The organism is Paraburkholderia sp. BCC1886 (assembly GCF_900996245.1).
Taxonomy (GTDB): domain Bacteria; phylum Pseudomonadota; class Gammaproteobacteria; order Burkholderiales; family Burkholderiaceae; genus Paraburkholderia.
In genome coordinates this window covers 586,057-597,381 of the sequence record NZ_CAAJGK010000041.1, presented here as the reverse complement: position 1 = coordinate 597,381, position 11,325 = coordinate 586,057, and the positions used below count along the sequence as shown (strand labels likewise).

At 63.4% G+C, this 11,325-nt stretch carries 11 protein-coding genes and 1 pseudogene; 2 read left to right on the top strand and 10 right to left on the bottom strand.

What is annotated here, in order from left to right:
- The 10 genes and pseudogenes from FQ746_RS12350 to FQ746_RS12305 all read right to left on the bottom strand — a co-directional run.
- Positions 1-515 (bottom strand): annotated as a pseudogene (locus FQ746_RS12350) (helix-turn-helix domain-containing protein); the annotation flags it as partial.
- Positions 516-830: 315 nt separating this feature from the next.
- A complete protein-coding gene (locus FQ746_RS12345) occupies positions 831-1,265 on the bottom strand; it encodes a hypothetical protein (RefSeq protein WP_144109628.1) in 435 nt (144 codons plus the stop codon).
- Positions 1,266-1,604: 339 nt separating this feature from the next.
- A complete protein-coding gene (locus tag FQ746_RS12340) occupies positions 1,605-2,438 on the bottom strand; it encodes an ABC transporter permease (RefSeq protein WP_409932396.1) in 834 nt (277 codons plus the stop codon).
- Positions 2,431-3,621 carry an ABC transporter substrate-binding protein gene (locus tag FQ746_RS12335; protein WP_144109626.1) on the bottom strand — a complete coding sequence of 397 codons (1,191 nt, stop codon included), beginning with the start codon at positions 3,619-3,621 and terminating at the stop codon, positions 2,431-2,433. Before FQ746_RS12335 ends, FQ746_RS12340 begins: the two co-directional genes overlap by 8 nt.
- A gap of 57 nt (positions 3,622-3,678) precedes the next feature.
- Positions 3,679-4,443, bottom strand: coding sequence for an ABC transporter ATP-binding protein (locus FQ746_RS12330; RefSeq protein ID WP_144109625.1), 765 nt, complete (start codon positions 4,441-4,443; stop codon positions 3,679-3,681).
- Complete coding sequence (locus FQ746_RS12325; RefSeq protein ID WP_144109624.1) at positions 4,440-5,540, bottom strand: acyl-CoA dehydrogenase family protein; 1,101 nt, start codon at positions 5,538-5,540, stop codon at positions 4,440-4,442. Before FQ746_RS12325 ends, FQ746_RS12330 begins: the two co-directional genes overlap by 4 nt.
- Positions 5,537-6,109, bottom strand: coding sequence for a carboxymuconolactone decarboxylase family protein (locus tag FQ746_RS12320; protein ID WP_144109623.1), 573 nt, complete (start codon positions 6,107-6,109; stop codon positions 5,537-5,539). The genes FQ746_RS12325 and FQ746_RS12320 overlap by 4 nt, the downstream gene beginning before the upstream one ends.
- A 100-nt stretch (positions 6,110-6,209) precedes the next feature.
- A complete protein-coding gene (locus FQ746_RS12315; protein ID WP_144109622.1) occupies positions 6,210-7,169 on the bottom strand; it encodes an AraC family transcriptional regulator in 960 nt (319 codons plus the stop codon).
- Between the two features lie 115 nt (positions 7,170-7,284).
- Positions 7,285-7,572 carry a DUF1330 domain-containing protein gene (locus FQ746_RS12310; protein WP_144109621.1) on the bottom strand — a complete coding sequence of 96 codons (288 nt, stop codon included), beginning with the start codon at positions 7,570-7,572 and terminating at the stop codon, positions 7,285-7,287.
- A gap of 102 nt (positions 7,573-7,674) precedes the next feature.
- The gene (locus FQ746_RS12305) at positions 7,675-8,385 is read right to left on the bottom strand and encodes a FadR/GntR family transcriptional regulator (RefSeq protein WP_144109620.1); all 711 of its coding nucleotides are present in this window, start codon (positions 8,383-8,385) and stop codon (positions 7,675-7,677) included.
- Positions 8,386-8,494: 109 nt separating this feature from the next.
- On the opposite strand from FQ746_RS12305, the gene FQ746_RS12300 reads away from it, so the two are divergent.
- Positions 8,495-9,721, top strand: a complete 1,227-nt coding sequence (locus FQ746_RS12300; protein ID WP_144109619.1) for a mandelate racemase/muconate lactonizing enzyme family protein — start codon at positions 8,495-8,497, stop codon at positions 9,719-9,721.
- A 145-nt stretch (positions 9,722-9,866) separates the two neighbouring features.
- A complete protein-coding gene (locus tag FQ746_RS12295; RefSeq protein ID WP_144109618.1) occupies positions 9,867-11,309 on the top strand; it encodes a sodium:solute symporter family protein in 1,443 nt (480 codons plus the stop codon).
- Positions 11,310-11,325 lie beyond the last annotated feature (16 nt).

Here is an 11,325-nt window from a genome sequence, read left to right as displayed (position 1 = left end):
TCGTCAATAAACACCAGCAGCGTGCACGCTGGCGCCCGGTCTTCAAACCACCGGTGATCGCTGCCATCGATCTGGATCAGCTCGCCCAGGCACGAACGCCGGTTCCTCGGCTGATGGATCTTGGGCGGACGTTGTCGGCGCGGTGTCCATAAGCGCGCGTCGATCATCAAGCGCCTGACCGTCTCCTTGGCCAGCTTCAGGTTGTGGCACTCGCGCAGCTTCTCGCAGGCCAAAGTCGGGCCGAAATCAGCGTAGCGCTCCTTGATGATGGCTACGGCTCGCACCGCGACTCCTGCATCAATCCGGTGATTGCTCGGCTTGGCGCATCTGCCCGAAATCAACCCCGGCGGTCCTTGTTCGCGCAAACGTGCCGCCAGGCGTCGAACCTGACGCGTCGTCAACAATAATCGCTCGGCGGCTCGCCACGGCTTGAGCTGCCCGTCGACCACCGACTGAATCACTTTAAATCGGTCCAACTCGCGCATCGTCATGGTGATTCTGTCCGTCGCCGCCATCGTAGCCTCCGGCGCCGTGGGAATCGACGCCGGCTAAGCTTAAGCCGCCGAGAAGCGGACATTTGAATCTGGCTAGAAGCGGACATTACAACCTAGCCGCTACAACAAAACTGTTGCTAATTTATCTTATGTCAACTTGATAATGAGGTCTTTTCGCGAAAAGCAAAGGCCCGCTCATGCGGGCCTCAGTAAGCTGAAACGTCTGGTTCTTTCAGTGATGAAACATGGTGAAGTAACTGCCGACTGCTCCGATTATCACCAGTGTTGCGCACAACACCGCTGCATAGAATTGTGTCTTTCCGCCTGCGTTTTCAATTACGTCGCGCATTTGTGGACCTCCAGAACTGAATGAATCCGATACATTGCTGCCAAGGCTACCATAGAAGCAAATACGGACAAGATGGTCCAAAGTTGCTGCGCACTGAACTTTGCGACACCCTTTTTGGTCTTGTTTGCGACCGCTCCGACTGCCGCTGACAAAGATCCTGCTGCCATTAGTACATAAAGAAACCACCTCGCCCCCTCGATACTGCCGAGAGGATCGGGCGGGCATCTTGCCAGTAGGTCTAGCTCGTAAAGCGTCGCAGCGGACCAACCCATCGCCACATAGCCGAGCTGTCCCTCTGTGTAAGGCGCCAGCCACTTTATCTCCTTGCCATCGAGCGAACCGGAAATCGCTTTGACTAATCCGGCCAGAACCAGCGGCATCAGAGCCGGAACGCCAATCGTAATGCATGCCCAGTAAACCACTTACCCTCCCACCTTCGCATGTCAGACTAAAAACGCGAAAACGTCCGCGTCATCATCGATCCGACCATGCAATCGTACAGCGCCAGCACCCAAGAAAACGAGCGCCTCATCGGTGACTGACGCACCGTCCGACCGCTTGCAAGTGGCGGTGCAAAAGCGCGACGAAAAGAGACAAGCCTCAAAGCCAGAGCCCAAGCAAGTTTGCCTGGTTATCGCGGACAATATCGCGGGAGAATGCAGTCGCCGTCGAACGGCGCAGCCTACCGTTTGGTCAAGCTGCACAACGTCACAATGTGTGTCGAATTTCGATCAGGTCCAAACCATCCCCAACCACTCCCCTCAAACCTGACCTCCCACCTTCCCCGCTCCAAACCGCCGATAAACCAGCCGCGCCACGTAATCCAGCAAAAACCCAAGCACCCCGATCACCAGAATAACCGCCGTCAACTCGGAATAAGCCAGCCGATCGCGCGTATCCAGAATCAGATACCCGAGCCCGGCACTGACGCCGAGCATTTCCGCCGGCACGAGCACGATCCAAAGAATGCCGATCGCCAGCCTCACGCCGGTCAGCACATGCGCGGCGATGCCCGGCACGTACACATGCCACAACATCTCGAAGCGCGTCGCTGCGAGACTCTCGCCAAGCTGCACCCACCGTCTGTCGATCTGCGCGACACCCGCCGCCGTGCTCATCACGAGCGGCCACAGCGCCGCGAACGCGAGCAGGAAGTACACCGCCTTATCGCCGACACCGAGCGACATCACGGCAATCGGCATCCATGAAAGCGGCGAGATCATGCGCAGGAATTGCAGCGTCGGCGACAACGCGGCATCGAGCCACCGCAGCTTGCCGATGACGAACCCCAACGGCACGCCGATCACCAGCGCCCACGCAAGCCCCACGGCAATCCGCCGCAAGCTCGTGACGATATGCTCGAACAACCGGTCGTCGTCGATCAAAGACGGCAGCGCGGCCATCGCGCGCGTTGGCAGGAACTGCGCGGCGAGGCTACCCGGACTCGCGACGAGTGTCAGGACGATCCACCACACCGCGACGACGCCGAGGATACCCGCAAGCCCCGGCCACGTGCGCGCAAACCACGAACTCGTTCGTGGCGACGGTTTCGCAGCGGCTTCAGTGAGCGCGGACGAAGAAGACACACTAGACAACGATGCTCTCCGAACGCGCGAAGCCTTCCGGCAAACCAAAGGTCTTCATCCCGCCCACGGCCGCAATGCTGTTTTTCACGAAGCGGTCATCGACCAGATCGCGCGCGATGAAAGCCGGATCGAGCTTCGCGAGAAACTCTGCATTGCCTTCCACCTGGGTGGCTTTCATCCGTTTCACGAGTTCCTCGGTATAACTCGGGAACGGATACGGCTGAAAATCGATCCGCTTTTCATGCCAGTCCGCATGCACGATAGCGCGATCGGCGAGGTAGCGCCCTGCTTCGTCCGGCGACGGCGCCAGCACGCGCGTCAGCACTTGCGGAGTATGCGGCGTGTAGTGGTTCTGCCCTTCTTTCGACAGAAGCTGCGCTGCCTGCGCGGGATGCTCGCGCGTCCAGACCTGCGCCTTGACGATCGCATCGACCACTTTCTGCGACCACGCCGCGCGTCCCGTGAGGTCCTGTTCGTGCATGAACACGACGCAGCACGCGTGGTTCTTCCACACGTCGCCGGTAAAGCGCAGCACCTTGCCGATCTTCAGCCCTTCGGCGGCCGCGTTGAAAGGCTCCGCGACGATGAACCCCGCAATCTGTCCGGATGCCAGCGCCGGTGGCATATCGGACGGCGACATCACGATCAGGTTCACTTCGTTCGCCTTGACCGCATCGCTTTTCTTGAGGACAGGCACGAGTCCCTGCGAACGCAGCATGTCCTGCAGCACGAGGTTATGGATCGAATACCAGAACGGCACGGCGACGGTCTTGCCGCCGAGATCACCGAGTTTGTCGATGCCCGGCGCCACCGTCAGTCCCGACCCGTTGACGTGATTCCATGCGACGACTTTCGCCGGTGCGTGACTGCCATAGCGCGCCCAGACGGTCATCGGCGAAAGCAGATGGACGACGTTGACTTGCCCCGACAGAAACGCTTCGACCAGTTGCGCCCAGCTACGCAGCAACGTGGGCTTCTCGGCGGCAATACCGGCCGCTTCGAAGTAACCGTTGTTGTGCGCGACGAGCAGCGGCGTCGCATCGGTGATCGGCAGATAACCTACACGGACCGGCGCGTCGGGTTCGCTGCCAGCGCGTGCGTTCAGCGAGCCGAGCAAAGGCGCCGCACCCGCGACGGTGAACAGGGAGGCGAGTTTCAGCCACTCGCGGCGAGACATCGGAAGCTGGCACATGGTGATTCGAGTTTCCCTGGAGTGATGGAATGTTTTTATACCGTCGTTATGCCGTCGTTATGCCGTCGTCTTGCCGGCCGCCATGGATGCCTGCAGCGCCTCGAGAATCTCGATGCGCAACACGCCGAGCGCATGCACCTGGGCCGCGCGCGGCGCCGGCACTGTCACGCGCCATTGCTCGATCAGCGTCCCTTGCGCGCCGAGCAGCACGACGCGATCGGACACGAGCAGCGCTTCGTCGATGTCATGCGTCACCAGCACCGTGCCCGCCTGCGTGTCCCGCACGACCTCGAGCAGCAACCGCTGCATGTCCGCGCGCGTGACTTCGTCCAGTGCGCCGAAGGGTTCGTCCAGCAGCAGCGTGCGCGGCTGGCGCGCCAGGCACCGGGCAAGGGCCGCGCGCTGCGCCATGCCGCCGGATAGCTGGCTCGGCATATAGGATCGTGCGTGACTTAGACCGACTTCGTCGAGCGCGGCGCTCACACGGCCGCGTCGTTCGGCACGCGTCAACGGAGATTGCCGCGAGAAGCCGAGACCAAAGCCGACATTGCGTTCCACCGATAACCACGGCAGCAGGCAAGGATCCTGAAACGCCAGCGCGACGTCGGGACGCGGGCCGTCGAGCGGCGTACCGTCGACGAACACCTGCCCCGAAGTCGGTTTCAGCATGCCGGCGAGAATGCGCAGCAATGTCGATTTGCCGGAACCGCTCGGCCCCAGAATAGAGACCAGTTCGCCCGCCCGAACGCGCAGGTCGACGCCGCGCAACACGGTGCGCTCGGGATAACTCAGGCCCACGCCTCTCGCATCGACGAGGCTCATGCTGCCTGCGCCTTTCGATGCAACGCCAGCTGGTTTTTCAGTTGCACGAGACTCGGCGTGATGATGGGCACGAACGCGGCTTCGCGCGCACGGCGTGCGGTGCCGCCCTGACCGCGCAGATAGCCACGGCCGCCGCTCACCTGCACTTCGAGTCCGATCGCGGCCTGCACGAGCGCCGCGAGCGCAATGCGGATCTCGAACAGCGCAGCAGGCGCCGCCACGAAAATGCCCGTTTGCACGCCCTCTTTCAATCGATGCGTAAGCGCGTCGAGATCGGCTGCAATCTGCCGCGCTTCATCGGCGACGGCAGCGCGCGTGGCTGCCCCCGATTCGCCGACCACCGCCAGCGAGCGCCGTGCAAGACCGACCGACATGCCGCACTGCAGGCCGAGGAACGCCGGGCGAACGTGTGCGAGCCACGTGGGGGCATCGGCGGTAATCAGGCTGGATTCGTCGACCACCGTGCCGCGCACCTGCAGCGCCGCGGTATTGCTGGCGCGCAATGCGATCAGGTCGAGGTCTTCGCTGCGCGTGACGCCATTCGCATCGTGCGTAATGGCGAAGATGGACGGCGCCATGTCGCCCTGCTCCGCCGCATGATCGAACGCGAGCGCCGCGACGAACGCTTGCGGACGCAGGTTGGTGATCCACGGCAGACTGCCGTCGAGCGTCCATTGGCCGTTGCCGAGCGATTGTGCTTTCATCTGCAACGGCTCGATGTTCGACAGATATTTCATCGCATTCGACAGGCCGGTCGCGCCAGCCAGTTCGCCGCTCAGCAGCGCATCGAGCCAGCGCTTGCGCAACGCGAGGTTTGGACTCTGCAACACGTACTCGATGAAAGTCCGCTGCCCCCAGAACACGAACGCCGCCGCGAGAGAGTGTTCGGCGACCTTCGCGACGGCTTCGATGGCATCGCCAATCGACCCGCCCGCGCCGCCTGCCGCGGCCGGCACGCCGACGCGAAACACGCCCGCGCGGCCAAGCCACGGCAGGATTTCGGGCGCGAGCGCCTGGCCGGTGTCGATCGCTTCGGCGTTCGCGTCGAGCCAGGCTTCGAGTTCGCTGATTTCCGGCTGCACGCCCGACGATGTCATGCGGGGTTCGCCTTGCCTTGCGGTTCCCACTTGTACGCAGCGAGTTCCGGGTTGAGTTCGTTCTGTGCCAGATTGTTGGCAAAGTTACAGAGTGTGGCGAGGCTCACGCCGAGCACGACTTCGAGCGCGTTGGCATCGGTGAAACCGGCAGCGCGAAAATCGTTCAGCGTGCTGTCCGGCACCGCACCGCGTGCGGCGATTACCGCGCGCGTGAAGACGGCGACAGCATCGAGACGCGCATCGCCGATGGGCGTTTGCTCGCGAATCGAATCGACGATGGGCGCGTCCAGTTGCGCCTTCTTCAACGCGACCGCCGTATGGCCGGCTACGCAGAAACCGCAACCGTGAATCGCGGCCGCGGTGATCTGCACGGTTTCGCGTTCGGCAAGCGTGAGGCCGCTGCGCCCATTGATGCCCGCGACGGTCAGATAGGTTTCGAGCGCGACGGGCGCGTTAGCCAGCGAGGCCACCAGATTCGGCAGGAAGCCGTTGTTCGCGAGCGCCTTCTCGAGAAAAGGACGGCTGGCTTCGGGGGCACTTTCAATGGTTTGCAGGGGCAGACGGCTCATGACATTCCTCGTAGTCGAGCCGGCATTGTCGGGCAGGACGGACGTCCCGGCAATGCGCGCGCGTCTGCGCTTCATGCGCGTTTGTCTTGGTTTGTCTGGCTCAGTGAAGCGCGTCCCGTTGCTCCTGAGTCCGGTTCTTTCGATATGCGCCCGGCTGTTCGCCCGTCACGCGCTTGAACGCCTGAGCAAATGCGGATTCCGACTGGTAGCCGACGAGTTCCGCGGCATCGGGTGTCGCCGTGCCGGAGCGAAGCATCGCGGCGGCGACTTTCATCCGAACCAGCGTCACGAACTGCGCCGGCGGCTGACCGCAAGCCTCCATGAACTGCTTGCAGAAACGCGCGCGCGACATATGGACGAACCCGGCCATCGATTCGGTGGTCCAGCGCTTCGCGGGCGTCTCGACGATAGCCGCGATCAGCGGCGCGAATTCCGCACGACGCATGAGCGACCAGAGTCCCGGCGCGATGTCGTCGCGAGCGGCCACCGAGCGCAACGCGTAGAAGAACAGCAGTTCCGTCAGGCGCGCGATCAACGGCGACGGCGTTTGCGGATGACGATGCGCCTCCGCACGAATCAGGTCGAACACGGCACGCGGGCCTTCTTGCGCCGTGCAATCCCGGCGTGCGACGATGTGATCGGGAAGCAGCGCAAGCAACTGGTCGTCGAGGCCCGAGCGGAACTCGAAAAACCCGCAGGCAAGACCGAGGCTTTGCTGCGGCGGTTCGCCGGAAGACACCAAAGGCTGCATGGCGCCAGCGCGTGCGCTTTCGTGACCGACTGCGGGCGCGACAGGAGAAGGCGACAGACAATGCGGCATGTCATGCAGCAGGAAAACGGTGTCGCCCTGGTTCAGATGCACGCTCGATGCGAGGCGCCCGGGTTTGGGCGGCAGATGCAACCAGCACTCGCCATGCAGCACGACGTGGAAGCTGGCCTGCTGATGACCGGCAGTGGAAGCCTGCCACGCCCCGCAATACTGGCCGACATGAAACAGCGTGCTCTTGAGTTCGAGACCGGCGAGCAGCCAGTCGGCAATTTTTTCGGCGTTGGGTGACATGACGGCAATGGCGCAAGGTCGGCGGGCGATGGCTATAGGTACCCGGGCCGCCGAATTTAAGCAAAGAACTTGTTGTTGAATGCTTATGCGGTTTTGCGATGTCGACCGTCTTGCGTCACACGCCTTCGACCAGCACGGCGCGATATTTCGCGCCCTTGAAGCGGTGCTGCGCGGCTTCCTGATAGGCGGGACTGTCGTACCACGCGCGCGCCTCGGCAGTCGACGGAAACTCCACGATCACGACACCTTCGGGCCCTTCGCCCTCGAGCACCTGTTGCGGACCATAGGCCGCGAGCACCTTGACGGGATGACCTGCGAACGTGGCGCCCACCTTGCTCTGGTAGACATCGAGATCGCTCTGATGGGTCGTGCTTTCCTTTGTGAAGACGATGTACGTCGCCATGATCAATACTCCTGTGACGGGGGAATAGTGCGCAAGATCATGCCATGAAACGGCAGGCCGCATCCCTTTCCGCCCGCCTGGATTGGAACCGATAAAGGCCGTCTAGCGCTCGAACAGTCGCGCGATGCCGCCGTCGATGTGAGCGCGCATGGCCGCTCGCGCACCGGCGGCATCGCCGGCGTCGATCGCGTCGAGAATCTGCACGTGTTCATGCAGCACTTCTTCCCGGCGCGCAACGACCGGCCGTCCCGCGAGATCCCGCACGAGCCGGATGCTGAAGCTCATCTGCTCCGACAGCGCGGCGAGCGTATGCGTGAAAAACCGGTTGCCGGTCGCCTGCGCGACGGCCATATGAAACGCTATGTCCTGCTCGATGCCGGGTTCGCCGGCGGCCAGCGTCTGAGCCAGTTTCAGATGGCTTTTGCGCAGCTTCGCAAAGGCGACGCGGTCGCCCGTCTGCGCCGCGCATGCCGCACTTTCGCCTTCGAGACTGCGGCGAAACTCCAGAAAACTGCGCACGTCGGGAATGCTTGCCAGGGTCGAAAACGCCAGGCCCGGCGCGGTCCCGCGGTCCTTGCTGACGTAATGTCCCGACCCCTTGCGCGAATAGATGCGCCCCTCGGCACGCAGTCGCACCAGCGCCTGGCGCAGCATCGGCCGGGAAACGCCGAAACGCTCGGCCAGCGTCTGCTCCGACGGCAGGCGCGCGTCGGGACTGAACTCAGGGTCGCTCAGCAACGCGAGCAACTGGTCGTAAGCATGCTCGTCCTGCGTATGAGCAGCGATATGCGGCGAAGTGCGAAGCGAATACATGATTTACCCTGAGAGATTTCCGAACCTGTCCGACAGCTTAGCCGATAAGTTTGACAGCTTACCCGCGCATTTTGAGAATGGGACATCGCAATCGAGTTATCGACTTCCCATGCCCACCCTGACTGCCCTGCGAACCATCCGGCTTCCCGAGCGCCCCAAGCTGATCTGGGTCGAGCTGGAAACCGACGACGGCCTGACCGGACTCGGCGAGACGTTTCGCGGCGCCCAGGCGGTCGAAGCGGTACTTCATGAGCAGATCGCGCCGGCCATCGTCGGCCGCGACGCCGCGCACATCAACGCGATCGCAACGGAACTGATGAATCCGTACGTGGGTTTCGGCAGCAGCAGCGCCGAGGTTCGCGCGGCGAGCGCGGTCGATATCGCGCTATGGGATCTCGCGGGCCAGCGCAGCGGTGTGCCGGTTCACGTGGCGCTCGGCGGCGCGATGCGCGCCAGCGTGCCGGTCTACAACACGTGCGCCGGGTATGACTTCAATACGTCGCTGGGCGGGCGCCGCTCGATCGGCACCGACGACCGGATCAGCGGCCCCTACGACGACCAGATCGCCTTCATGCGCGACGCCGGCGGGCTGGCCGAGAGCCTGCTTGCCGAAGGCTACGCAGCCATGAAAATCTGGCCGTTCGACGACTTCGCCACGCTGAGTCCGCATCAGATCAGTCTCGCCAATCTCAAGACGGGCCTCGAGCCGTTCCGCCGCATTCGCTCGGCCGTCGGCGAGCGAATCGAAATCATGTGCGAGCTGCACAGCTTGTGGGGCACGCAGGCCGCGGCCCGTATCTGCAATGCACTGGCCGAGTACCACGTACTGTGGGTCGAAGATCCGATCGCGAAGATGGACAACATCGCCGCCGTCGCGGATCTGCGCAGACAGACGCGTGCGCCGATCTGCGGCGGGGAGAACCTGGCGGGCGCGCGGCGCTTCTACGACATGCTCGCCGCCGACGCCGTCGATTTCGTGATGCTCGATCTCACCTGGTGCGGCGGTCTGACCGAAGCCCGCAAGATCGCGGCGCTCGCCGAAACGCATGGGCGCCCGCTCGCGCCGCACGACTGCACCGGCCCGGTCGCGCTCATGGCGGGTCTGCAGCTGGCCATTCATGCGCCGACGGCGATTTATCAGGAAGTCGTGCGGGCATCGCTGGCGACGTGGTATGCGGACCTGGTCGATGGACTGCCCGAAATCCATCAGGGGGCCGCCCTCGCGCCGACCCGTCCGGGTCTCGGCACTGCGCTGCGGCCCGAGGTACGTCGGCGCAGCGACGCAATCGTGCGCGAGAGCGGCAGGCCGCGAGGCAATCCGCACCAGTCACATTGAATCGGGTTGCGTTGCACAGCAGGAGCAACCACCGGTCCGAAGCAGCATCCCGACCGGCGGTTCGACCTTCCAGAAGCGGCCATCAGAACCGCTGGGGGCAAGACAAAATGCCGCTGCGCGCAGCGGACATCCCAGGAGACACAACATGTCGCACAGAGCCCTCATCGTCATCGGAATAGCCGCGCTGTACTTCGTGATCGTCGCGCTGATCGGCCTCGGCGTGCGCCGTCACGCAGGCAGTAGCGCGGCCTTCACGACCGGCGGCAAGTCGTTTCCACCGATGATGATCGCGGCGTTGCTGCTGTCCGAATTCATCGGCAGTTCGGTCAGCATCGGCACCGCGCAGCTCGGCTTCGAGAAAGGCATTTCGGCGGCGTGGAGTCTCGTTGCGCTGGCCATCGGTTTCCTGCTGCTCGGTCTGCTGCTGGTGGGACGTTACCGGCGTACCGGCCTGAACACCATCTCGGCGATTCTGGAACAGAACTACGGCCGTGGCGTACGCTACGCCGCCTCGGCCCTGACGATTTTTTCGCTGAACGTCGTCGCGGTCGCGCTATATGCCGCAGGCGGCGCGGTGCTGGGCACCGTGCTCGGCATCGGACACACGGCCGCGACGATCATCGTCGGCGTGGTGGCGATTTTCTTCGTGACGGTCGGCGGCTTCCGCTCGGTGGTCTACACGAACACGCTGAACGCGGTCATCAAATACGTGGGTATCGTGCTCGCGCTGTCTTACGCCATGACCCAGGCCGGCGGCTATGCGCGTCTGCAAGCTGCGCTGCCTGCGCACATGTTCGACCTGTCGGGCGTCGGCGTCGCGCAGATCATTGCGTGGATGATCGCGGGCATCGGCTCGATCTTCGCGACGCAGTACGTGATTCAGGGCGTCGTCACGACACCCGATGAGCGTGGTGCGCGCCGCGCGTGCTACTACGTCGCGGCGCTGATGGTGCCGTTCGGCGTGGTGGTCGCGCTAATCGGCGTCTGCAGCGCGTTCCTGTATCCGGGCATCCGCTCCATCGACGCGTTCCCCGTAATCATCTCGCACATGCCGCCGTTCGCCGCGAGCATCGTCGTAATGGGGCTGGCGGGTGCGCTGTTCGGCGGTATTTCCGCCAGCACCATCGCGTCGAGCACGCTGCTGCTGCGCGACTTTTACGAACCTCATTTCGGCCGCCAGAGCGGCGAAAGCAGTGCCAGCAACGACGCCCGCTCGCTGCGCTTCGTGCGGATCGCCACCGTGGCGATCGGCCTCATTCCGCTGGTGCTCGCGTTGTTCGCCAGCAAGATTCTGCTCATCGCGTTTCTCGGCAAATCGCTGCGCGCGACGCTGGCCGTGCTGGTTCTGCTGTGCTTTTACGCGCCACGTTTCGGCACGCCGCGAGGTGCGCTCGCCGGCATCGTGCTGTCCATCATTACAACGATCGCGTGGTTCATCGCGGGCAATCCGTTCGGTATCGACAGCTCGTATTTCTCGCTCGCCGTGCCCGTCGTGACCATGGCGATCAGCCATCTGTTTCGACCCACGCGCGACGATCATGCCGAGACGCCGCCCCGTCGCGCCGCGAGCCAACCGCATCCCCGCTGACATCAGGCCTTTCCAA

Excerpts from the sequence above, each read along its gene's own strand:
- FQ746_RS12325 (WP_144109624.1), bottom strand. The coding sequence starts at position 5,540 with ATGACATCGTCGGGCGTGCAGCCGGAAATCAGCGAACTCGAAGCCTGG.
- FQ746_RS12295 (WP_144109618.1), top strand. The coding sequence starts at position 9,867 with ATGTCGCACAGAGCCCTCATCGTCATCGGAATAGCCGCGCTGTACTTC.
- FQ746_RS12330 (WP_144109625.1), bottom strand. The coding sequence starts at position 4,443 with ATGAGCCTCGTCGATGCGAGAGGCGTGGGCCTGAGTTATCCCGAGCGC.
- FQ746_RS12315 (WP_144109622.1), bottom strand. The coding sequence starts at position 7,169 with ATGTCACCCAACGCCGAAAAAATTGCCGACTGGCTGCTCGCCGGTCTC.
- FQ746_RS12300 (WP_144109619.1), top strand. The coding sequence starts at position 8,495 with ATGCCCACCCTGACTGCCCTGCGAACCATCCGGCTTCCCGAGCGCCCC.
- FQ746_RS12320 (WP_144109623.1), bottom strand. The coding sequence starts at position 6,109 with ATGAGCCGTCTGCCCCTGCAAACCATTGAAAGTGCCCCCGAAGCCAGC.
- FQ746_RS12310 (WP_144109621.1), bottom strand. The coding sequence starts at position 7,572 with ATGGCGACGTACATCGTCTTCACAAAGGAAAGCACGACCCATCAGAGC.
- FQ746_RS12335 (WP_144109626.1), bottom strand. The coding sequence starts at position 3,621 with ATGTGCCAGCTTCCGATGTCTCGCCGCGAGTGGCTGAAACTCGCCTCC.
- FQ746_RS12305 (WP_144109620.1), bottom strand. The coding sequence starts at position 8,385 with ATGTATTCGCTTCGCACTTCGCCGCATATCGCTGCTCATACGCAGGAC.